General features: G+C 41.5%; 18 protein-coding genes and 2 pseudogenes. 11 read left to right on the plus strand and 9 right to left on the minus strand.

All coding sequences use genetic code 11. From position 1 onward, the window contains the following. Window positions 1-244: 244 nt before the first annotated feature. The 3 genes from ABD036_RS15195 to ABD036_RS15205 form a co-directional block, all read right to left on the minus strand. A complete protein-coding gene (locus ABD036_RS15195) occupies window positions 245-1234 on the minus strand; it encodes a DUF262 domain-containing protein (RefSeq protein ID WP_343861421.1) in 990 nt (329 codons plus the stop codon). Further along, window positions 1235-1837, minus strand: a complete 603-nt coding sequence (locus tag ABD036_RS15200) for a hypothetical protein (RefSeq protein WP_343861423.1) — start codon at window positions 1835-1837, stop codon at window positions 1235-1237. A 293-nt stretch (window positions 1838-2130) separates the two neighbouring features. Next, window positions 2131-2469: a hypothetical protein gene (locus ABD036_RS15205; RefSeq protein ID WP_343861424.1), complete on the minus strand. Its 339-nt coding sequence runs from the start codon at window positions 2467-2469 to the stop codon at window positions 2131-2133. Window positions 2470-3136: 667 nt separating this feature from the next. Here ABD036_RS15205 and ABD036_RS15210 point away from each other — a divergent pair. From ABD036_RS15210 to ABD036_RS15255, 10 genes are all read left to right on the plus strand, one after another. After that, window positions 3137-3682, plus strand: a complete 546-nt coding sequence (locus tag ABD036_RS15210) for a hypothetical protein (protein WP_343861426.1) — start codon at window positions 3137-3139, stop codon at window positions 3680-3682. A gap of 131 nt (window positions 3683-3813) precedes the next feature. Next, window positions 3814-4446, plus strand: coding sequence for a recombinase family protein (locus ABD036_RS15215; RefSeq protein ID WP_343861428.1), 633 nt, complete (start codon window positions 3814-3816; stop codon window positions 4444-4446). A gap of 41 nt (window positions 4447-4487) precedes the next feature. After that, window positions 4488-4652, plus strand: coding sequence for a hypothetical protein (locus tag ABD036_RS15220; RefSeq protein WP_343861430.1), 165 nt, complete (start codon window positions 4488-4490; stop codon window positions 4650-4652). Window positions 4653-4664: 12 nt separating this feature from the next. Continuing rightward, window positions 4665-4880 carry a hypothetical protein gene (locus ABD036_RS15225; protein WP_343861432.1) on the plus strand — a complete coding sequence of 72 codons (216 nt, stop codon included), beginning with the start codon at window positions 4665-4667 and terminating at the stop codon, window positions 4878-4880. 246 nt (window positions 4881-5126) lie between these two features. Continuing rightward, window positions 5127-6071, plus strand: a complete 945-nt coding sequence (locus ABD036_RS15230; protein WP_343861434.1) for a hypothetical protein — start codon at window positions 5127-5129, stop codon at window positions 6069-6071. Window positions 6072-6285: 214 nt separating this feature from the next. Next, window positions 6286-7734: a VapE domain-containing protein gene (locus ABD036_RS15235; protein ID WP_343861436.1), complete on the plus strand. Its 1449-nt coding sequence runs from the start codon at window positions 6286-6288 to the stop codon at window positions 7732-7734. A 213-nt stretch (window positions 7735-7947) separates the two neighbouring features. Then, window positions 7948-8259, plus strand: a complete 312-nt coding sequence (locus ABD036_RS15240) for a hypothetical protein (protein WP_343861438.1) — start codon at window positions 7948-7950, stop codon at window positions 8257-8259. A gap of 2 nt (window positions 8260-8261) precedes the next feature. Then, window positions 8262-9434, plus strand: coding sequence for a tyrosine-type recombinase/integrase (locus tag ABD036_RS15245; protein ID WP_343861440.1), 1173 nt, complete (start codon window positions 8262-8264; stop codon window positions 9432-9434). Window positions 9435-10368: 934 nt separating this feature from the next. Next, entirely contained in the window at window positions 10369-10878 is a 510-nt protein-coding gene (locus tag ABD036_RS15250) for a hypothetical protein (RefSeq protein WP_343861442.1), read from the plus strand. Continuing rightward, window positions 10871-11437, plus strand: a complete 567-nt coding sequence (locus ABD036_RS15255) for a hypothetical protein (protein WP_343861444.1) — start codon at window positions 10871-10873, stop codon at window positions 11435-11437. The genes ABD036_RS15250 and ABD036_RS15255 overlap by 8 nt, the downstream gene beginning before the upstream one ends. A 558-nt stretch (window positions 11438-11995) precedes the next feature. Here ABD036_RS15255 and ABD036_RS15260 read toward each other — a convergent pair. The 5 genes and pseudogenes from ABD036_RS15260 to ABD036_RS15280 form a co-directional block, all read right to left on the minus strand. Continuing rightward, window positions 11996-12721 (minus strand): hypothetical protein, encoded by a 726-nt coding sequence (locus ABD036_RS15260; RefSeq protein ID WP_343861445.1) that lies wholly within the window; start codon window positions 12719-12721, stop codon window positions 11996-11998. A gap of 1875 nt (window positions 12722-14596) precedes the next feature. Further along, window positions 14597-15628, minus strand: a complete 1032-nt coding sequence (locus tag ABD036_RS15265; protein ID WP_343861447.1) for an FG-GAP repeat domain-containing protein — start codon at window positions 15626-15628, stop codon at window positions 14597-14599. A 566-nt stretch (window positions 15629-16194) separates the two neighbouring features. Further along, window positions 16195-16344: pseudogene (locus ABD036_RS15270) on the minus strand (TIGR03915 family putative DNA repair protein); the annotation flags it as partial. Then, window positions 16313-16555, minus strand: a pseudogene (locus ABD036_RS15275) (transposase); the annotation flags it as partial. The pseudogenes ABD036_RS15270 and ABD036_RS15275, both read right to left, overlap by 32 nt. A gap of 504 nt (window positions 16556-17059) precedes the next feature. Continuing rightward, complete coding sequence (locus ABD036_RS15280) at window positions 17060-17593, minus strand: PEP-CTERM sorting domain-containing protein (protein ID WP_343861449.1); 534 nt, start codon at window positions 17591-17593, stop codon at window positions 17060-17062. Window positions 17594-18315: 722 nt separating this feature from the next. Between ABD036_RS15280 and ABD036_RS15285 the strand changes: the two genes are divergently transcribed. Continuing rightward, on the plus strand, window positions 18316-19134 hold the full coding sequence (locus ABD036_RS15285; RefSeq protein WP_343861451.1) for a class I SAM-dependent methyltransferase: 819 nt from the start codon (window positions 18316-18318) through the stop codon (window positions 19132-19134). A 418-nt stretch (window positions 19135-19552) separates the two neighbouring features. Here the strand turns inward: ABD036_RS15285 and ABD036_RS15290 are convergent, their stop codons facing one another. After that, the gene (locus ABD036_RS15290; RefSeq protein ID WP_343861452.1) at window positions 19553-22888 is read right to left on the minus strand and encodes a S8 family serine peptidase; all 3336 of its coding nucleotides are present in this window, start codon (window positions 22886-22888) and stop codon (window positions 19553-19555) included. Between the last annotated feature and the right edge of the window lie 331 nt (window positions 22889-23219).

The following is a 23219-nucleotide window of genomic DNA, read 5'->3' on the forward strand; positions in this document are numbered from 1 at the left end:
CAAAAAATGGTCGATGCCGATCCATAACTGGCGTCAGGCCATGGTTCGATTTATCATTGAGTTCGGGGATCGCCTCGAAAAGCACATTAACTAAATGGCAGTTACACAGAATCTGTTACAGGCTCCTAATATTTGATTATTGGTTTTCTGACGCTTTGTTAGTGGCAATAAATTATCTGGCTAAAATTAGCGAGGAACGGGTAAAAGCCAGCTATTTATTCTCCGTTTGAGCAACTTTTTAGAACTACTTTAGGCAGTCTTCAACTAAGTATTCAGACCTAATAACCCTAGCAGATCTAGAGTGAGTTGCTTGATACATACAGGAATAATATTTAGCATAATCCGAGTCTGTATTTTTCTTGGCATCCATAACATTTTCTTCTAAAGCTGCTAGTTTGTCGAAAAAATCATCAGGAATATTATCTACGTATTTTGCAACTTCACATACAAGAGTGAAAAAATTAGACTTTCTAAACCACATAGAGTCATTAGGAATGTTTAAGTCACTTATAATTGCAAATGCTTTAATCAATAATGAGATCATATGGTCTTTGGCTGGGTATTTATCATTATTTTGTGCAACTAGTGTTTCTACCATCTTATCTTGAGCGAAATAGCCTTGGTTCTCTATAGTTGCCATCACAAGTAAAATAAAATGAAGATCTGCCATACGAGTAAATTCAGACTCTCTAAACACACCAAATTTAGACAATTCAATATTATCTAGGACAAATTTTGCCGCTTGGATAAATTCACCATCATATATTGCATTTTGAATTTCAATATTATCTAGTTTAAATTTAGTTAAGTTGATTCTTCTAAATATCTCTCTTGTTGTATCCTCATCTATCTCGCCAAGATCACGCATAACAATTTGATAGCCAAGAAAGGATTTTTTTCGTGCTTCAGGCAATGAATCATAAGAAGGTATTAATTTTAAAGGTTCTTTAAACTCATTATCTATATAGTTTTTTATTGTAGTTAATCTTTGTTGGCCATCGATTACACTTTTAACAGTAAGCATTTTTGCTACATTAATTTCGCCATCACAAGTATAAACTTCAGGAAAAGGAAAGCCTTTTAAAATAGTTTCTATAAACTGTTCTTGATGCTCATGAGTCCAAACAAACTTTCTTTGGAAGTCTGGTTGTAAAGTTAACTCGCCTCGCTCAATTGTTTTATAAACGACCGCAATTGATGGATTTGTTACTGATGGTTTGATTTGTTGTGTCATTTAATCTTCTACCTCTAATGACTTTTTTACAGATTCCAATCCGCTAAAAGTATATTCTTCTAAATACCTATATGACTTAAATACGCCTGCATTCACTTTATAATTTCCAACTTCTGAACGCCCATCTGAAATAGAGGTAAAAAAGTCAAACCACCTCTCTCTTATATCACCAATATCAAATGAATTAGGTAATAAATCGGGTCTAAACCACCCAATTGCAACGTATTCTAAAAATCGATGATATTTGTTTATCTCTCTTTTTGATACTGCAATTCTAGATTCACGCAATTGCATTTGATAGCAGCGTATTCTTTCCATCATTTGATAGAATAAATCACTTGAAACGATTGCTACATCTATGTCGGAATCGTAACTGAACTCAGTTCTTTTATGCGGGCTAAATCCTAACTTTCCTGAACCGGTAATAAATATTTCGTGAAACCCTATTTCAAAGTGTGCTGCAATACGCTTCCTAAATTCATAGAAATCAGTCTCTCTGCCTGAAAATACAAATGGTGTTCCATGTAATATTTCTTTTCGAGCAAAATCTTGTAAGCTTGCGTCATTTTCAACTCGCTTTAAATTTTCTAAAAATACTTCCATTTATATCCTTTGAGCTAAGACGATTCTTGCATGTAGTTCTGACTAGGATGTAGAAAAACTCTCAACTTAAAATTAACTATAAAAATTAGCCTAATCTGACCTTAAAAAAGCTTTGCTACGTGAAATCTTGATAGGTTTCACTATTGAACAGCAATTACATTTAAGGCAGAACACGATAATTTTTTTGGCTCCGACCTTTTACTTCAGCCTCAACGCCTTTATAACGGGCAGTCCTTTGGCGAAGCCACGCTTTGGGCTTTCCGGCCAGGAAGTGGCGTTCGGTGATAAGCTTGTTAGAACTTACTACGAAGTTTAAGCTCTTCAATTAGTTCGACCGAACCAGTGTACGGGTTGCTTAAGGGGTTGCTGCTACAATAATTATCCATCCATGCCGCTACACCTTCTATGTCTGAAGATCCAAACACTCCATTTCCGCCTGTACTTGAATCAATGTAATGATTATAAGCACTGATAAAACCAAGAACCCAGTTTAAATCAACTGCATAGGTACCATTACGTCTTTCCTTTAACCAGTTCCCGCAGCTGCTTGCACCGCTTCCTTTAATCGGGGCCGCCATGGCACCTAATGATAATGTAATCAAAATAATTAAACTGACTATGGTTTTATACACTTTCAACTCCTTATAGTTCTAACGATTCATGTTCACGCCCCAGTGCTTTTTGCTGGAGTCGTGTAACAGGTTGTTAAGTGCTGGCAACACGACTGATAAAGTAGAATTCACAGTGGCACGCATATGCTTTCACTAACGACCCCAACATATCTCTATTGATATCATAAGCTTACATTATTTTTTAGCTGTTTTACTAATGATTTTCTCGCGTATTACTGAGACTTCTAAGCAATAGCGAGCATTTTTTAAGTTTAATTCTGACTTTTCAATTACTTAGTTTATTTCAAACCAAGAAGAGAGTATTTATTTAGAATTCATAGTAATTCCACAGCATCAACATAGTGGATGAAAGTCGGCTTTTTTCGTTCTGCGGATCGTCACTATGCATTAATCAATGTTCCGCTAATTCGCTTAAACCGGAGCATTTCAGAATTTCAGTTTTCCGCGCCCCTCCCATAATGAAACCATCCGATACCACACAATACGTCGAAATGAACGGTGACTAAACAAGGCAGCCTCTATACTCCTGAACTTCACGGAAATCGAAGAGTAATTTCACATCCTACCCTCCTTTAACAGTTTATGCCTTCCCGCCCCTTGCGGCTCTATGGGTATCTTATATGAATAAGCAGATTGGCTGCTGTTCATAACCTAGAAGGTACTACTCATGACAGAATCTAATATATCAATCCCTACTCCGGCAAAAATCAACATCTTGAAAATCGCCACCTGTGGCAAAGTATCTACACCCACTGAACACACCCTAACCTACAACATTGGCTATGACACCGATCCAAAAACCCTTCTTGTTCGAATCACCGACAATGACACCGGAGGCCTGTTTTCAAACGAATGGATTAGCCTCGATGATATTGTCACCGCCATCGAAAAACGCCCTACTCCCGACACAAGCTTCAACGCGAAGATATTTAGCTCACTGTTCAAATCACAAAGTGCCAACAACGCCGGATTTCTAGTCGCTGCACTTAAAGCCGAAAATATACTGGTGCCTTTCAAGGAATCAAAACGCTTGCATGATATAGGCGACATCAAAACCTTTGAAAGCAAGATGCAGAAGCTAATCAAGGAAAAGGTCAGTTTGCATGATGTAGTAGCTGAACGTGATGCCGCCAAAGCAAAAGTACGTGCCGAAAATGAACGCAAACTTGCGGCACTCAAAGCGAAAAAAGCCGCCCAACCTATCTCGAAGTAACCCCCTCATAGCGCCTTAAATCGGCTTTTCACATTACACAAAAGGTCCCTTTAGCGATATGCAACTTTCTCTTGTAGGCATAGTTGCGCCCGCTATTTGCTTTTGCTGATCGGATCATTGGAGAAAAAATTATGCAACATGAACAACCAAGATATGTCGCTTACTATCGAGTGAGCACACAAAAACAAGGCCGTTCAGGTTTGGGTCTTGATGCCCAAAAGCAAGCGGTGACCGATTACCTGCAACAGTTTGGCGGCGTGTTAGTGGCCGAATATATGGAGGTCGAAAGTGGTAAGCGTATTGATCGGCCTGAATTTACCAAGGCCGCTGATTATGCCGAACTGGCCAATGCGACTTTGTTGGTGGCCAAGCTCGATAGGCTGTCTAGGGATCTGCACTTCGTCACCAGTTTGCAAAAGCGTGGTATACGTTTCAAATTGTGTGACTTGCCCGAGATTGACAACCTCACCATACACATACTGGCCGCAATGGCCGAGCATGAAGCAAGGATGATTTCGGTCAGAACCAAACAGGCCATGACGGAGGCAAAACGTAGGGGTGTGGTGATGGGCAATCCACAGCTTTCACTTTTACGTAATCGGGACGTCACAGCCGCCAATCAACGCAGAGTGTCGGAGCAACAACTATGGCAATCTAAAATCGTCAAAGTGATACAACATTTGGTGGAGATGGAGCAACTCGATACGTGTCAGGCCATTGCAGATGCATTGAATGCTAGAGGGCTGACGACGCAACGAGGCTAAGCATTCACAGTACCAACGGTCAGTAAACTCAGGAGGTCGATATGGTAACGACCATTACTGCCATCATCATTGCAAGCTCAATCATAATGGCCTTAAACGGCAAAGAATTGCTGTGTCTAGTCGTTATCGTGGCACTCTTCTCAATCCCGCAACTGCTGATATTGGTTGTCATAACTTCAGCCATCTATACCTTTCTACGCAAATAAGGACCTATCACTATGAATAAAAGCCGAGAATTGTCGGAGGTATCTGTGCGTCTGGAGCAAACCTTTACTAGCTGTAAAGATGAGACCATGACACTACAGGAGCAGTACGATTTGTATGAGTCCATCGCTATTCAGATATTGGACAGTGAGTTTGACGAGTATGAAGAAGACTTATTGGAAGAGTATTTGGTGACGTTTTTAAAGCAAAAGAGAATGGAGTTGTTGTAAACTCTGGCTCAACCTGAGGTGGGGTGGGTGGGGTAGCAAACCGGCAAAATCCAAAAAAGTGACTCAGTCAAAATGACTCAGCAGTCTGTTCGCTGAAAACTTTTTTGAAACTTGCCTCCCCCCCACCCCACTACATTGTTTTGTAGTTTTTGGAAGGTAGAGCTTCTCTACACAGGGTTGACAGGCAATTAAAACCTAAGTAAACATGTTGTAGGGAAGCAGGATTTATCAAGGCATACAAATAACATGAATGGAATTTCTTTAAAGGACTTACGCTGGTTTACCACTTTCACCAACGAGTTTTATGATAGTAAGGCCGTTTCAATCTGGCAGGCTGTCCTCTTCATTTTGCCCTATTTCGATGATGATGCTTCGGTTAACTACTTTGAAGATATACAGCGGATGGAACTTGAGGTTTACGAAGACCTGATTGAAAGGCTAAATAAGAAGGGACAACCTTTGCTAAGGAATGATGCGTCACCAAATTATGAGCACTCTTACACTGAGTGGGATGATATGGGAAATCTATTGCTATCGGAAGAGCAGATAAATGAAGTACTGCCGGAGTTAAATCGAAGCCGTTTATTGGTGATAGAGGATATTGATGAAGCAGATAATATTTATCAGCAACTCAAAATAGAAATCAGAAACTCACGCCAAAATCGCCCCACAAAAATCGAGCTTGTCGAAGATACATTGAGAGACGACCTCGAACGAGTGCTGATAAAAAAGACTTCGCTTGATGCTGTCTTTTCTGTTGGGATGTCGAACGAAATGGAGGAACAAGTTGTTAGTGAAGTGGACAAACCTGCTACCTGGGAAGACGTTGCAGTTTCTATTCATATGCGAGAAGTAAAGAGTGCAGGGACTGACTACACTGACGGCGAAAGCGAATTTTACATTGTATTCAAAGCAAAACAAAAAATACTGTGTCAAGGAACGCTCAAAAGCTTAAAATTTCAAGGTAAAAAAAAACCTAAACCAAATCAATTGTTTCACTTACTAACGTCCTTCGGAGAGTCTGCAAGCCGGCAAAATCCCCCTTACACAGCGAAAAGCTATCCTGTGACAATTTCAAAACTCAGAAATTTACTGAAAGAACACACCGGAATTCCTAACGACCCTTTTAAGGCCAAAGAGGAAAACAGGCCTCACACTGCAAGATTTAAAGTTAAAGTTCTAATGGATTAAACAATGAATATTGTTCGGACTTTCGACGAAACTATTGTTGCATATATGAACCGTATAAAAATGACATTACCGTTAACACGTCGAGCTACGACAATTAAAAATAAATATTACTGATATATTTCAATAACCTACCTCAATCCACGTAACCAGTAATTTCTCCTATATAAGAGCGCAAAAAAATTGCGTCTCTGTATTAAATATAATGGAGAAAACAGTGACTACAAACAAACCACTGCAAGATAATGTTGCTCGCTTAGCGCCATCGTCAAAGTACATCAAACCTCAAGCTCAACCTGATGATAATGGTAAAAAGGAAATAATCGCTAAAAAACCAAGCCTTGCCCCAAAACCTGAAGTCAAAGAAAAGCCAAATGTATCAACTTCTAAGCGCATTGCAGCAGACAAAGCGCCAGAACAAATAAATCTGTTAACGTTTCCCCTGCTAAACGATGCTGGCAAACCGTTTGGCACGATAGAGAACATTGAACATTTGCTCAAGTTCTACGGTGTGACCGTCGCCTACGACGTGATTACAAAAGACATCACTATTTCTATACCGGGCTTAAAATCTAGTCGCGACAATTATAGAAATGTAGCAGAAGCGGAACTGGCAAACTTAGCGGTGCTTAACGGCATTTATTCTGCAAATTTTGAGCGTTTTGTCACGGCGATTGCCAGCAGAAACCAAGTAAACCCAGTCATGCAATGGGTTGAATCCAAACCATGGGATAAGCAAGATAGAATAGGTGAACTTTGCGCGACCATTACGGTAGCCGACGATTTTTCAAATGACTTTAAAGATTTGCTGATAACCAAGTGGTTGCTCAGTGCTATAGCAGCCGCTGTGATGCCAAATGGTTTCAGTAGCCGGGGAGTACTCACCTTACAGGGCAGCCAAGGCATTGGTAAAACGCGCTGGATAGCAAGGCTTATCGACGACGAGAAACTAGCAAGCCATTGTATCTTGCTTGACCATCATATGGACGCCAACAACAAAGATTCGCTTATAAATGCCTGTCGACACTGGATAGTTGAATTCGGGGAACTCGATTCATCTTTTAGAAAAGATGTGTCTCGCCTCAAAGGTTTCATCACCAATAAGGAGGATAAAATTCGCGTACCTTATGCAAGACGCGAGTCATTGTTTCCTAGACGTTCCGTATTTGCCGCAACGGTTAATGAAGACGAGTTCTTGGTAGATCCCACCGGAAATACCCGATGGTTTTGCCTGCCATGCACTGATATTAACCATAATCACGACATCGACATGCAACAGGTATGGGCTCAAGTCTATGAACAGATGTTTAAAGGTAAAGATTCACCGCAATGGTGGCTCACTGATCAAGAGCAAGACATTTTAGAAGCATTAAATTCTCGTCATTCGAAACGCAATGTAGTTGAAGATTTGCTCGAAAGTGAACTGCTTTTTGATGCGCCTAAGAAAGATTGGGTTCGCCTCTCGGCAAGCGACCTTTTGAAGGTCGTCGGTATCCAGAATCCCACTAACCCTCAAGCTAGAGAATGCGGCAATTTTTTACGACAGCGAATAGGGCAACCTTCCCGCTCACAAGGCTACGTGCGCTGGTTAGTGCCACCAATTAGTGAGACTTTGCAGCAGCAAGAAAAACCTATTCACGGCGATGACGACGACTCGAAATATTAGTTGTTAATTGAAGTGGGTGGCGTAGCAGATTCTCAAAATTTATTATTTTTAGGTAGTTGGCAAGCCAGCTAAGTCCGGAATGAAAGATGGCTATTTTGCTACCCCACCCAACCCACTTACACCTTTAATACATCATGCATGGATTTGGCAGAGGAATTTAGTTTTTTACAATCACTTTGCCGTTAACTCTAAATTTAAAATCAGGAAAATATTATGCAAAATCATGAGGATAACATCATTAACTACATCGAAGGTAGTGACCATACAGACGACGATAAGGCCATTTTCTTTGACTATCTTACAAAGCTATATAGCCATTGTCATGAAGACTGTGGCAGCGATTCACCAAAGACCCTCAAACAACTATTTCCAATAGAAACATGGGAAAACATTGACGGGCACAACAGAAACACATTGGGAAAACATGTTCGCCATCTCGTTAAGCTGGATGGTTTACCGCTGACCGAAGTTGGCAAAACCAGTGAGAATCATTGTCTTTATATAATCAACAAACAAGGAGAATAATTATGCCTATTCTTCAGCTCACTCAGGCAAAGGTTAATGACCTTCCTGGGTGCCCTGTCGGCAAAGCACGAATAGAGCTGTGCGACACTGCCGTCAAGGGACTATACGTCGAGGTCAGGGTTACCAGCACCATTGGCACCTATTATCTGCGCTACAAGGATATAGACGGTAAAACTTGTCACCGGAAACTGGGTAGCACAATGGAAGTACAACTGGTCGATGCAAAGGAACGTGCATTGCAATTAAAAGCTGAGATACGCATGGGTAAAGACCCTAAAGAAGAGACATTAAAGCGCAAGGCAATACCTATCTTCTCTGAGTTCTTTGAAGTTACCTATCTGCCTCATGCTAAGCAACATAAGCGAACTTGGAGTAATGATGAACAAATGTATAAGACTCACCTCAAGGGCGAATTCGGCCACTTGAAACTCACTGCAATCAAGCGTGAAGCAGTTCAAAAATTCCATTCAGGATTAAAACAACAGGGTCTGACCGGAAGTACCTGTGACCACTACCTAAAGTTGATGCGTCATTGCCTTAACCTCGCCGTAGATTGGGACATAATCGAAAGTAACCAATTGGCTAGGGTAAAGCTCTTTAGGGAATGCAATCAGATTGAGCGCTACATGAATGATGTTGAGTTAGCCGGACTGCTTAAGGTACTGCACACCGATGAGAACAGGTCAGTAAGCAACCTTGCGTTATTCCTATTAGCTACTGGTGCACGTAACAATGAAGCCAGACAAGCTAAATGGGATGACATTGATGTGGAAAGCCGTTTATGGCAAATCCCTGCGGTTAACTCGAAGTCTAAGAAGGTACGCAATGTACCGTTGAATGATGCCGCACTTGATGTACTGGCCAAGGTGAACACGCAAGATGAGTTTGAATATGTGTTCGTTAATCCTAAAACCGGTAAGCCTTATGCTTGCGTTAAAAAGACTTGGCATCGATTAAGAGCTGCCGCTGGCCTTCCTAAGTTACGACTGCATGATCTGCGTCATCAATATGCGTCTATGTTAGTTAATGTGGGAAGGAGCCTTTACGAAGTACAGCAGATATTGGGCCATTCAGATCCGAAAGTAACAACCCGCTACGCTCACTTGGCACCCAGTACTCTGCAGCACGCGGCCAACTCGGTGTCACTTCGACTGGGCCGCCCCTCGATCACCTGAGGGCACAATCTGGAACCATAACGGATCACCACGGGATTTTTAGGGGCCAAGGATGGCTAACCCACTGACCGGATTTGGCGATCGAGAGCGGAGCACTGTAACGCACTTTAGCAAGGAGGTTTTAGCACCTGTGTAACGTGGATGGGTAAGAGCACTAGATCTGCTAGCGCTCCCCTTTTACGTGCAAAAATTCAACCGTGTAGATTTTACTTTTGGCTGGGATTTGTAGGCATTTTGACTAGACGCTCACTCATCCCGTTAAATTATGATAGGTGGCCCAAAAGCATGCTGGCATCTTCAACTGACGGTCGGCTTCCTCACCTGCTCCCTTATAACGCATGCAAATGTGGCCAAATTTGGCTGCACTCGCTCACTTCAGCATTTTGCTGGGGGGGGTGGGGTCGCAGTTTTTTCCAAATTTTTTTGCCAGCGACCGAGGCAGATAGCTAAAGTTATGGCAAGTTGGAAATCTGAAATTATCCAGTTTGAGCGAGGAACTGCCATACAGTTTTTGCCAAGTAAAGGTAACCTTGTTGTCGCTAGTCGAGTACTTTTCTTCGGAGGAAAATTACGAGTACCGGACAAAAGGAATATCTGATTCGAGAAGCAGTGATTAATGTTCAGTAAACATAGATATTTCGCTACTTCCACAAACAATATAAAGTAATGGTAATAATTATTTATTAATCAAATTTCGATACTAAAGCTACTACAAGACGAGATGTTCGAGGGATTTAGTTGAGACAATTTTTTCATTTTAAAGAAAGTAATAGAATGAAAAAGAATCCTGCGTCAAGCTTTCACCACACTTTATAAATAGTCGGAATGACAGATATAAAAATAAGCAAATCATTGGCGCAATGGTAACTTTTCGTTTCTTGGCTTATATTAAGCTTATCAACCATGAAATAAACACCACATGCGGGGTGAAATAATGGATTGTTATTTTTGCTATAGTGGAGCGCAACCAAGACCACAAAGCGTCATTACGCGACCACTTGGCGTGTGCAGAATATGCCATTGTGCCGCATGTTATGGGCATGGTATAAGAGACAGAAGAAACGCTTGGTGGATATGCATCGCATGTGATATTAACCTACTTAGCCTCCGAGATCCGCTTCATAATTACGAATCCGATGAAGATCTTACCTTCGCGCAACCAGACGACACACCTAGAACAGCATCGCCCTATAAAAATCTGGACAGCTTTTTGTTCCATCGACCTGCGTGGAAGGAATACCAAAGAGAATTCGAAGATTTGCAAAACGAGAATACAACCATATACAAATATATTCCCCAAAAAATTTGGGAAACCCAATCTAACGAAATGCAACTCAAGCTAGCCGCTGCATTGTATATTGCAAAACTCTCAAAACTTTCACCTGAGGACTGGCCAGCAATCTTTCAACGACAAAAAAGTACGGGAACCCCCATAAATGGATAAGCATGATGACGCAAATCAAGCGCCAGAAGAAGCAGCCTCAACAACACCTGAGAACGACTCAATAGATAATAATCATCCTTCTTCCAACAAAAATTGGGAAGTGCGTTACGATGCTGATGTTGCCCACCACAGGGCACGTATACCTTATACCCCAGATGTAATAATTAACAACACCGGTTATATTTCCATTCAAATTGGTGATAAAAAAGATGTCTATAAGACATACAGTAAACAAGGAACCCGTGGGACACAAATTAGTATCAACGACGAGTATTTTAAAGTCAATAGAAGCGGTAAGGTTCTGGTACAGCCTATTAGCGAAAGTCAATTTCGAACGTTTCTAATTTTTCATACTTTCGATGGAAAAATCTGCTTGGCATTGCTCCTAGCTGGAGTGGTAGGATTTGGCATCCAATTTTTCTTCTTCATGGGCACCAAGTTTCCACAACATGCAATTGAAGTATCGACAGAAGTTGCATTTTCCGCACTCACGGCCAGTATATTTCTTAAAGTGATGGGATTTAGTTTGTTATTTCTACAAGCTATCAAGAAGCTCTAAGTAAAATTGTTGCTTAACTACAAATATGACAACAAGCTTAAAAAATGGCAGCGACTGTCGCAGTTTAGTGGCACCACAAATTGGACAATTTTAATATCGTCTATCGGTCTGAAGCTCGCTAAGAAATAATATTCTTAATGTCACTTGCCACCAATTTTTTCCATAAACTGACTGACTCTTTTTGGCACAAACTGCTAATTGACCTTTTTCAAAGCCAAGTCACTACCGTTAATCTCTGGAAAGAGCAATCTCCTGCTGTTGACATGCACCAATAGTCAGTTTAACGATCCTGAACCAAACTAAATTAACACCTGTTTCATAGATCAGATATACGTTTTATTCTTCTTATACTCTCTCGCTCTAAAGCGATTTTTAAAAGCTTATTAGCCATGCTAAAAATTGCTTCATATCTTAGTCATTGAACTGAACGAGTGTCTTGACATAATCATAAGAATCACAGACAACCACACGTTCCTTTCCAAGAAGTTTTTTAATGTGCTTATTCATAGAACCGTGTAGTTTAGTGAAGTTGAGCTTTTGCCCTGATTAAAACATGATTTATTCTTTGTTAACTAGCGTTCGACAATTACTAAACGCACGATATCTAAGCAAAATCAGGAGTGTAAGTACGAAACCAAAAAGGTAATGTGGTTCATCAATAGGGGTTATGGCCACGTCGGTAATAGTGCCAATAATTGTACTTCGAAGATCTAAATCGTAATTTACAATATTTAGATACCAGAATCCAATCCTCCAATCGTTCTGAATATTATTAAGGTTGAAGCCATCGTCTATGGTGGTGCTCTTAGAAAAGAATAAATTCATCGTAAAACGGTAATGAATGTTGTCTGAGAAACCAACCTCTTTAATATGTATATCATCATAGGGGTTTTCATGGAAATTATGGTCGTTGCTGTCATAAGCATGAAGATTTGAGTTACGTTCCGTTAATCCTTGGCTATATGAAACTTGCTTTGTACCTAAGTTCAAATTAACGTTATTAATCACGTTCCGGTAAATCATTAAGTATGCAGCTCCCGATGGTAAGGTGGTATCTTCATACGTCGCATACGGCAACGCCTCATGATCCCAATCTATTTCGAGAGTGCCAACATCAATACCGTTTAAATCGTAGGGTCCACAATCTCTGGTAGGTAGACCGATATCTAAGTGGTGGCAACTATTGTTGTATATATCAGATGTTAGCTTAAGTAATACTGCTTGTGAGTTGGCGGAGGCAATGGCAAACAAAAGTAGAAAAAGTGAGCGTATAAGCGGGTTCATAGAATTCCTTTCATATATTAAATGTGGGCAGTGCGTTTATATACTTAGATTGTTTCTTATCAACAATAACATGAAGTGGGTTATTTCTCGAGATAATCGATTGTTTTGGCTTCTACAAACCTTCGCCATGCATTGAGATTTGGGTAGTTGTTGTTTGGTGAGTCGACTAAAAGGTATTAAACAAACTACTGGGCAAGCTCTTGAGGCTCAGTGAGAGCAACGTTTCAATGGAGTCTTTTTCGACAACGGGATATAAGTTTGATAACTCAGACCCATTTATAGTTTTGCCCGCAAAGACCGCAATTATTGACAGTAGACATGCCGCCAAAAGGCGCCCTTAGAGCCTCTCATTAAAATGGTTGAACAGAGATCGGAGGCGGTCTAACGAAACTGAATAATTCATGACGATATCCTATGCGCTGCCTAACAGTAAAATTGTTGCCTAGCACACATAAATTTTGGCATCGAGTAGCGTTTATCATTACTTTCACTCTATTTTTACGCAAACAGGTGTTCGAATATTTGTAGTTCATTATTGCAATAATTACACGTACATATCATAACATCAATCCAGCGTCCGTTATTGGCACCAAACAGCCGTACAGCTGCCATATTTGAACGAGATTCCATCCTGATCTAACCTTAGATCATCTGCTGCTAACCGCTTAACTTGAAACTTTGCAGCTACCATCTTTTCACTTTTACAGAATTTCAGCTTGTCAGTTTTATGCTACCCCTCCCCCCCACGAAAAAGCAGATCTTTCAAATTTCAGTTCGGAAAAAGTTCGGAGTTCGGTAAGGTTAACTTGTTAACTTTCTTGGACTTACACGGTGACGACAACATCAACAACCTGAAAAGTTCGGTATAGTTTCGGTTATTCACTCACGAGTTTGATGAACAGGAAAAAGCGATACTTTTCTTGAGCTTAAAGCGTAATTTTTAGACTCTCTCCTTGCCTCATAATCGGCAGGTCCCCTGTTCAAGTCAGGGTCGGGCCACCATTTTTTCCATACAAATCATCTAGTTACTCCAGACCCACCGATTTATATATTTTTGGTCTAGGCGTTTTTATAGCAATCTGCGTGTCACCACACTTTTTCTGTATTGCTCTTTGTGGAGTTTTTGTTCCTGACCATGTTCGACGTGTGCCGACTGTGAAAGTTTTGCAGAGAGAGTACCTGTGGGTGCGGTGATTCCAAACACGAGAAACTGGTTGCTTTTAGCTGTAAGCGAAGGGGATTTTGCCCATCCTGTAAAGAAAAAAGTTTAGTTATAGTGGACACTATTTTTGCATGCTATGTCTTTCTCTTGAATAAAACTACCCAAACGATATTTGACTTATAGACAAAAAACATAAAAGGAAGCCAATAAAACAAAAATATGCCTAGATTGGATAAGTAAGTGTTATCTACAAAACAATTAGCTATAAAGCTGGTTCCGAATAAACTACAAAAGTACTGTCCAGCAAACCAGACCAAAAATTTCTTCTGACATTGAAATTATAAAGCTGCCATTAAATAATCCCAATACTGATAAACTTGCTAACGTTGCAAGCGTTAGAAAAAGAACGCTACAATTAAATACCCTACTCTTAATTTCATAGCGCACCTTCCCCTTGAAACGTGTTAATAAGTGCACTCACCGAAGACAGTGAGAATATCATTCGCCTTATAACTAGGGCTACCATTAATAAATACAGAAAAGTTGATTGTAATTTTAATTGGGACCTTCCCAGCCTATCTAAGGAGAATCATTTGCACCGCAGCCTTCCATTTGTGGGAGACCGCTATAATCGAGTTTGTTCATAGGTTGTGCCAATCTAAATTTGTTTTAAATATTTACAATGATTCTCGTTTCAATAAGTCCGTATTAATTTAGTTTGTTGTGTAATACGTGTCTTGCCCGCCGTCAAATCCAGTAGCAATCATTGCCGCTTTGCGATTACAAAAGTACAAATCAGGTTTTCCATCGCCATCGAAGTCTTCCGCTATTATGTCGAAAACGTTGCCAGATCCAGGCATGGATTGACCAGTAAAGGTACCACTCGCATCATTCAAATATAATAGATTACTACCAATATTTTCTGATATGTAGGTAGTTGCCGACACCAAGTCAAGATCACCATCAAGATCTAGATCGACTAAGTCAGAGTCTGCGTGTTGGCCGCCCATGGATGGCAATTCTCCTTGGGTGAAGTGTCCTGTGCCGTCGTTAATTAATACATAGTTTGCATCTGAAAAAGATTCAAAAAAAGCTACATTGGATACAATAATGTCAAGATCACCATCACCATCAATGTCCCCCGTTTCTATATCTCTTGTTTCAGCTGATATATCCGGTAGACGGGTGGCACTTTCATCGCTAAACGTCCCATCTCCATTGTTAATAAACACTTTGTTCTGGTTCTCGTTGCCAATTAATAGGTCCAGATCGCCGTCGTTATCAATATCGGCGGCTTCAACATCTTGGGTGATCTCAGTTGAAAATATTATGTTGTCAGTTTGTTCAATAAAGTTGGCATTTCCATCATTAAGTAGCAATCGATTGGTACCATCATTGCCTATCACGATATCAAGGTGTCCATCGTTATTCGCATCCAGTGTAGTAACCGCATTAGACCTTCCGCCGACAGGGATACGATTACTGACATCGGTAAAACTACCACCATTATTCAAATAGAATTCGTTAGTAATATCATCTTCGGTAACAAACAAAATGTCTTTATCGCCGTCACCGTCGAAATCGGCAGCGACAACATCTTCACTATCGTGATTCCGAGCTGCAAATGGTTTGCTTGACGTAAAAACGCCGTTGTTATTGGTCAATAAAATATTTCTTCCCAATTCAATCGCCAGTACTAAATCCATGTCACCATCGCCATCGATATCTACTGCTTCCCCATCCATACAACTGCCAGCGAGCCCACTGGGCAAACTATCTGTTTGGTCGTTAAAGGTAATCCCTGGAGAGGGGGTCGGTGATGGAGAAGGGGGGGGAGTTACTTCTGAAGAAGATCCTCCGCCACCGCATGATACGGAGCATGCAATGAGCGTAGCGAGTAATGAATATTTGAAAAACTTGCGGGATCTAGTAAATTCGAGTTCAGTTCCAATATAGTTTGAGCGCATAAAGTACACCATCCTTCGTAGTTATGCATTTATCCTATCAACATCAACAATAATTAGCAAAATCATAACTATGCTCGCTCTCTAGATCTTAATAATTTTTTGCATCCACCTAGGAATTAACGTCATCTATGTTTTTTTTTGACTAGTAGGTATTTGCCGTCAGGAGTGGCGCTTACATAGATATCCCATTTATCGGAATTGACATTGTCACCCATGTTAATCGCAGGTTCCTAAAATTCATCAGTTTGGATGAAACTAATCTGAAGGTTGGAGTCCCCGAAGCCGCCTTCCTGTCGGAGCTTTGTAAAATGTAAATTATCTGCAAGTTTTTCTTCCCATCGAGATTAGCGATTATTCCCATCGATTATCGTTTTGCGAGCTCTAGCATCCGATTTTCTTATCATATCTGCAATCAGTGCCGTTTCAGGTATATTCTTCCAGTACCTTTTGGGCACTGAGCTTAACATCGCGTTCTTTTTGATACGGGCGTAATTGAGATTTCAATTTCAGTATTTCACTTTTAGCTGCGAGGAGCTCTGCGTCATGTTTAGTCGAGTTATTTGGTTTAATAGCATTCACCCACTTGTAGATACTGTGCGCAGACACGCCCAATCGTTGTGAGACCTCTTGAACAGAATGTCGACCATCAATGACTTGTCTTACTGCTTCATCTTTAAATTCTGGTGTGTAACGTTGATTACTCATATATTTCCCCTGTGCTCAAATAATAGACGATGTTTGTCTATCAGACTGGGGGAAGTCCACTTTTCTATTTTTAGGTCTCACCCACTTTTGTTTAAAAAACACCCTGTGTGGCTATTTTGCGCTCAGCAACCCACTGCGTAATTTTCAATCCGGCCCATGACTGGCTTGCTCGACCTACGAAATTTTGGCGGAAGGTGCAGTTGAGGAGGACTCACGGTCGATTTTGCGCTGGGTTTGGTGATGAAAAGCCGTCAATGAACGTTGGTGGGCTACATGGCGGTTATCAAACGCTACGCAACCAAACGTATCAACGTAGTCTAAAAACTAACGATTGCATTAAATCACGTTGTAAAAGGCGAAAAGCCCAGATTTGTCAGGTTTTGCACCTAATAAGTTGACCGAGTAAAGCGACCAAAACCCAGGTTCTTAAAGTGGGAATCGCTAGAAACAAAAAAGCACCAAACATTATGAATGGTGCTTTCTAGAATCTTAACTAAAAAGCGACTAAGACTTTTTAAATCTGCGTGATGCTAAGCCCATTAAACCTAAGCCAAGAATAGCAAGTGTTGATGGCTCTGGAACGATAGTTGCCCTTACCAACGCTCCAAATGTGTCACGCGTATAATTATATTGATTATTGAATATGTTTATAGAGTTCTCATGAGTATAAATAAAGCCACCGTCGTCGTTACTATTATTGACACCATCATCCCATTTTATCCACAAATAGCCGTTACCTGGCGAGCCCGCTGTTGCGAAAGCAGCTTCACGCGACAGACCAATTGGATACTCTGCTATAATTGAATCGAAAAGTGCTGTCGCTACACTAAATGTTTCTAATACAAACCCTTGATCGATTATGTCAACTGTGCGCAGATTAAAAAACTTGTCAACATCCCAATATGTCAACCCTGTATCTGTATTTGTGAACCCATCGTTAAGGTCTACTATCGTTGCTTCAATGATTGCGGCATTTGTCAATTGACTTACCGATAAAACCAATCCAGCAACCGCCATTTTTAAAAATTTAAAATTCATTTGATATTCCCCTTAATATCTTCACAACCCATTTGGAAGATAACTACAAATGTGATAGTGCATCACATGCTTAGACGCAGGCAAGATGTAGACCAACACACAAATATTAAGTTAAATCAGATAGATAGCGCAAACTAAAACTAGACTAAGAAAAAGTCTTGTAAGAAAACTTGACAATTCACTTCAATGAAAAAGGTACTTCCTAGCTTATTGTTATGGGGGTTCGTCGCAGCGCAGTTAAAACCTAGCTGGTGAACATTGAAAGGGGGAGCAGGTTCAGGCTGCAATTATTGGGGGGCATAGCAAAAGTCTAGAACTGCGGGGTGAAGAACTGCGGGGTCAGAGCCGATGAAATGTATTGCCAGTCTGGCGTCAGGCAGGAAAGAGCGTTCAGAAGACATAGGCAATGCCGACAGGAAATTTTAGTTTGCTTTGTTATTAATTTACATGGATGTGCTGTTAATTGCTGCCTCCTTTTACTCAGTTTTTAAATGCTAATAAAAGCCTTCTATTAGAAGGCTTTTATGTTTATGAAATTTGCTTTGACTACGACACCTTTAATTCAGCCAATTAGCCGCGCTTGTCGCTAAATAGTTTATCTAGTATCAAATAAACTATTTGCAGTGAACACTCTGATTTAATCGCTTAGTATTAAGGAATAATCCAGCCAAGGTGTTGGTTTTTGGGCTGCTAGCTTGTATTGCTTCTTTAAGCACAATAGCATGTACTTTGAACACAATAATCAACCAGAGCGGATTATAAGCATGGAGATGTTGCAGCAGGCCACTAACGCAGTTGAAGACTTTCTTAATAACGTTGAAATTGACGAGTGGCAACGCGGCTATTACGTTGATCACAAACAACGCTACCTAGCGGACTTAAAGCTAATTTTAGACAATGTGACAGATAACACCTTACTGGAAGTAGGAGCGGCGCCTGGGCATATGACTGCGCTCATGAAAGCTTGTGGTATTAATGTCACTGGTGTTGATTTAAATCCTGAGCGTGTGAGCAATATCATTACTGCCTTTGATATGGATATACGTCAGTGTGATGTTGAGCGTGAGCCCCTCCCCTTTGAAGATGAAACGTTTGATTTTATTGTGTTCAACGAGATATTTGAACATTTGCGCATTGATCCTCCCTTTGTGTTATGTGAGCTAAACCGAATTTTGCAGCCCGGTGGAAAGTTGATGCTGACTACTCCCAATCTTTATTCGCTGCCCTCAATAGCGCGCTTTTTGACTGGGCGAAGTATTGCCGATCCCGTGATTGAATATAGTAAACTCCGAAATATGGGGCATATGGGGCATGTTAGGGAATACTCAGCACATGAAGTTAGTCGCTGCTTGTTTGCTAGTGGCTTTTCACCCTGTTATGTGAACTATCGGTTTCACGCTAATTATAGCGGTAAGAAAAAAGCCTTGTTATCGACCATGTACCGCTTAGTGCCTTCGCGTTTTTACCGTGAAATAGTGGTGATGGCAGAGAAAACATCACATGTCCCGCGCTTAACACCGGTTGTTCCTTTAATAAATTAGTCTTGAATACCACCCAGCGTATTTAGTTTCAATGCAAGAATCGTCCAAATTTGTATTTTATTACAATAGCTTGGTACCGTTTGAGTGGCCGCTATTTGTCAAACCCAACCTGGTTGGAGCCTGTGGGGGCAGAGCCGATGAAACCTCTGCTTTGCATTAATTTCAATCGATCATTACGTTATTGGCGAATGGCAGTAACGGCACAAACTGCTATTTGATGCCCAGCAAAGCCCAAGCTACTGACGTCACCCTCTGGAATGAGCGAAGCTGCCGGTTGAAAACTGTCACGGCAATTGCTGGTTTACTGTGTTGCATCCAACGATTGAACTCACAGCCAACGGAAGACGGTTACTAAGTCAGTCGGAACTGTCGAAAAAAAAGCCGGACTTAAGTCCGGCTTTTTTGAGGCTAGGTCGGGTTATTTGACTAAGTAAGTTCGAGCAATACTGATATCAATGTTATTCATCAGTGCCGCTGGATTAGCAATTACAAACTGATAGTTACCTTGGGTTACCGGTGTATCTAACAGAGTATCACCACTAATCACATCGGTTACCGATTCAGCTACGATAGTGCCCTGACTATCCATCAATTGAATGACCGAAGCAGAAGCTAAGTCTTCAACTTCGATGGATATGTGCGTGACGTTTTCGCCAACTGCAACGGGCAGAATCATCGCTGTCGCTTGACCAGCAGGCGAATAATCACTGGTTTGTGAGCGATATTCAGCACTGCTGCTGTCTGTAGCTGCGGTTTCTTTCTCACTTACCACTTCGAATCCATCGATATATCCAAAGTTTTCAATCATCACTAACTCAAACGTATGCTCTCCTTCTGACAGTTCGCCATAGGTCACCTGATTGTTAAAGTCAGGATGATTTTGCTTCGCATCTCCATCAAAGCTCAAATCTTGCTGTCTTACGCCATCAATGTAGATTTCAGCATCTCCGCCCTTTTCCGCAGTGCCATAAATCATACTGATTTGCGACCCAGTGAACGCTAACTTAAGACGTGTGTCACCGTTTTTCTTACCTTTTCCTCTATGGAACCCATCGTTAGACGCAGATTCAGACCCCTTACGGTGCCATTTTTTATGATACTCAATGGCAGGATCAGAATCATCGATACGAGTAACTTCGATTTCACCATTGTTACCGCCACCGTTGTTACCAGATGGGTCAAATACCGTAAACCCGTTATTAAGCGTGTAGGTTTGTCCGTCAGGGTTAGTCACAGTCACATTATGGCTGCCGACTTCAGCATCCGATGCAATCGCAAATTGGGCAGATAAGCGCGAACCACTCACGTAAGTCACGTTACTTGCAACAACCCCCACACCAGAGACTTCAATGGTTGAACCTGGCAGCATTTCAGCACCATAAATATCGAGTGTGATCACTTCATTTTGTTTACCAACACTTGGCGACAGTTCAATTAAAGTTGGTGCATCACCTGGCGCTACCACACTTGGGTCATCAGGGATCCATAACGTAGAGGTAGAACCTTCCACAGTTTGCTGTGGCGTTGTATCAGCAGTTTGGTAAACCGCAGTTTCATCGCCGTTTTCATCTAACATGATAAGACGTAGATCATTCAGGCGACCATTTCGATTAACATAACCACCTTCCTTAACCGTTAACCACCAAGGATTTGTTTTTGAAGGCGGCAGCATATCATCAACACCGTCAAGACTTGTTAGTGCAATTCTAAAGTCATAACGTTGAGTGCCGGTAGTAGCATTACCTTCTTCAGTTGATGTGGCGATAGCCTCTTGCGGAGATGCACCGTCGACAATGAATTTTGCATGGCCAGGCTCTGCACCACTTCCCAGTAAGATGAGCAAATCATTACTAATTGCATCGTGGGTAATTGAATACTCAAGATAGGCAATTGCGCGCGGCGTGCCTAACGAGACAGGATATGCCGGCTCTTCAACGACGCCACCATCGATTGAGCTATGATCAATTCTATACCAATAGGTTTCGCCGACCGTCAAGTTAGTATCGGTGATCGAATAATGGTTACGATTATTGACTTTAGCTATTTCTGCGGTGCCGGTGCCGGCTATCAGGCTGGTGTTAATCTTGGTAAATACACCTGGTGCACCGCCGACATCCGTAGCACGATATACATCATAGCCAGAGAGATTGGTTTCGCGTTGGCTTTTCCAATTAAGGGTAATGCTGTTATTGGCTTCATCTGGCGTAGCAGAAATGTGTACTACTTGGGTTTGTGAGTCTGTATCACCTGCCAAGTAAAGTGCTTCTTTTACTGCCGCGTAAGCGTCAACCTGGCCCCATCCGCCTGACGGATGATAGTTAGGATCAATCTCTGCAAATGGTCGTTGTGAAGCGTCAACTTTACCCCAATCATAACGATGCTCCGCGGTGTGACGCAATGTGGCATCGATATCTGCGGGGGTCAAATTTGGATTAGCTTCAAGCATCAAAGCAATAACACCGGCGACGTGCGGCGTTGCCATTGAAGTACCACTAAGTGATTTATATTGACGACCATCACTGGTCAATGTGCCATCAGCAGAGATCAAGCCCGAGCCTGGCGCTGCAATTTCTGGCTTCATTTCGTCAATGTTATCAGTATCACCGTCGTCTGTACGCGGACCTTCGTTTGAGAAGTCTGCGATAGTGTCATCGGCACGGTCGATGGTATTATAATCAGCGATTGCGCCAACGGTTATACCTTTGTCAGCCGCCGCTGGCGAAGATATATAATTAGTTTCGCCGTCGTTACCTGCCGCGATGACCGAAATAATACCGGCATCGTAAGCGGCATTAATAGTTTGTGAGCCAGCATCGCTGCCATCTGAGCTGTCTAATCCGCCGAGGCTTAAGTTTAATACTTTAATGCCATACTCATCTTTATTGACAATGGCCCATTCAACACCATCAGCTGAACCAAAACCCAATCCGCCATCGGATAACACTTTAGCATCAACCAACAATGCACCTGGGGCAACACCACCAAACACACCAGAATTACCGCCCGTACCTAATGTGGTGCCGGCTACGTGAGTCCCGTGGTTTGATGAAGCATTTTCGCCGCGGTCAATGGGGTTTATGCTTGAATCGGTGCCAGTATTGAGAAGTGCCTGACCAGAATAAAAGTCGCCCCCTGCAATAAATTTACCGGCAAAAGATTCGTGTCCTGGGAAGCTTGTCACCATATCGGGAGCATCATTTACACCCGTATCTAATATACCAACGACTACGTGACGACCGGTAATACCGAGGTTTTCATGAACCGTTGGAAAACGCTTATAGCCGCTTGCAACAGCACCAGATGCTTTATTGGCATTGTTATTTTTTGCGTACATCATCGGAATTGATTCAACTCGTGTCACGCCGGGTAAGTTAGAAACAGTTTGGATGTCTTGGTAATTCAACGTCATTCTGACATAGGGAATGGTCTGATAGGCTTTCATGCCTTCAACGTTGACACCTGATTGACGCAATTGGTCAAGGTCTGTTTCGGTGGGAATATTCTCAAACCCGACATAGACACCAAACTCAGTGACGTCACCAGAAAATACGGCAAAACGTAAGCGGCCATTAATTAAATCATTGTTTTCGAATGCTTGATTGAGTCCGAAATTATTAACCGCTTCAATGCGATCATCAATGCGGTTAGCATCTTGATCCCACATCCAGCTACTGCTGGCAAAAGCGGATGTTGAAGAGAGCGCGACAGCGATAGCTGTACTTAATACGCAGTTGGTTCTTGCTATTTTTTTCATATTGCACCTATTTGGCTAATTTAATCCAGCAAGTCTGCATCCAGCAAGTCTGCGCTCATGTTGCCAACTAAACTATCAGCCTTGTTACTGAGTGTTGATAGGTGGTTCCCCCTATATAAACAATAATATTGGGATCAGAGTTAAATGAAATATGTCTTAGCGTGTGTTGCTAGCAAGAAATTGACATCAATAAAACCGGACGGAAATCATGGCAGCAGCACGCTGCAAAATAGTTTTTATATCAACCAGCGCGGGCCAAGTTGAACTAATCACTATTTATGAAACACATAAAGCGTTTGTTCAAGTCAAAGGCAGGCCACCATCTCCTCTG

Source organism: Aliiglaciecola litoralis, assembly GCF_039523355.1.
GTDB classification, from domain to species: domain Bacteria; phylum Pseudomonadota; class Gammaproteobacteria; order Enterobacterales; family Alteromonadaceae; genus Aliiglaciecola; species Aliiglaciecola litoralis.

Excerpts from the sequence above, each read along its gene's own strand:
- ABD036_RS15240 (WP_343861438.1), top strand. The coding sequence starts at position 7,948 with ATGCAAAATCATGAGGATAACATCATTAACTACATCGAAGGTAGTGAC.
- ABD036_RS15200 (WP_343861423.1), bottom strand. The coding sequence starts at position 1,837 with ATGGAAGTATTTTTAGAAAATTTAAAGCGAGTTGAAAATGACGCAAGC.
- ABD036_RS15255 (WP_343861444.1), top strand. The coding sequence starts at position 10,871 with ATGGATAAGCATGATGACGCAAATCAAGCGCCAGAAGAAGCAGCCTCA.
- ABD036_RS15250 (WP_343861442.1), top strand. The coding sequence starts at position 10,369 with ATGGATTGTTATTTTTGCTATAGTGGAGCGCAACCAAGACCACAAAGC.
- ABD036_RS15260 (WP_343861445.1), bottom strand. The coding sequence starts at position 12,721 with ATGAACCCGCTTATACGCTCACTTTTTCTACTTTTGTTTGCCATTGCC.
- ABD036_RS15280 (WP_343861449.1), bottom strand. The coding sequence starts at position 17,593 with ATGAATTTTAAATTTTTAAAAATGGCGGTTGCTGGATTGGTTTTATCG.
- ABD036_RS15290 (WP_343861452.1), bottom strand. The coding sequence starts at position 22,888 with ATGAAAAAAATAGCAAGAACCAACTGCGTATTAAGTACAGCTATCGCT.
- ABD036_RS15215 (WP_343861428.1), top strand. The coding sequence starts at position 3,814 with ATGCAACATGAACAACCAAGATATGTCGCTTACTATCGAGTGAGCACA.
- ABD036_RS15245 (WP_343861440.1), top strand. The coding sequence starts at position 8,262 with ATGCCTATTCTTCAGCTCACTCAGGCAAAGGTTAATGACCTTCCTGGG.
- ABD036_RS15285 (WP_343861451.1), top strand. The coding sequence starts at position 18,316 with ATGTACTTTGAACACAATAATCAACCAGAGCGGATTATAAGCATGGAG.
- ABD036_RS15230 (WP_343861434.1), top strand. The coding sequence starts at position 5,127 with ATGAATGGAATTTCTTTAAAGGACTTACGCTGGTTTACCACTTTCACC.
- ABD036_RS15210 (WP_343861426.1), top strand. The coding sequence starts at position 3,137 with ATGACAGAATCTAATATATCAATCCCTACTCCGGCAAAAATCAACATC.
- ABD036_RS15225 (WP_343861432.1), top strand. The coding sequence starts at position 4,665 with ATGAATAAAAGCCGAGAATTGTCGGAGGTATCTGTGCGTCTGGAGCAA.
- ABD036_RS15195 (WP_343861421.1), bottom strand. The coding sequence starts at position 1,234 with ATGACACAACAAATCAAACCATCAGTAACAAATCCATCAATTGCGGTC.
- ABD036_RS15220 (WP_343861430.1), top strand. The coding sequence starts at position 4,488 with ATGGTAACGACCATTACTGCCATCATCATTGCAAGCTCAATCATAATG.
- ABD036_RS15265 (WP_343861447.1), bottom strand. The coding sequence starts at position 15,628 with ATGGATGGGGAAGCAGTAGATATCGATGGCGATGGTGACATGGATTTA.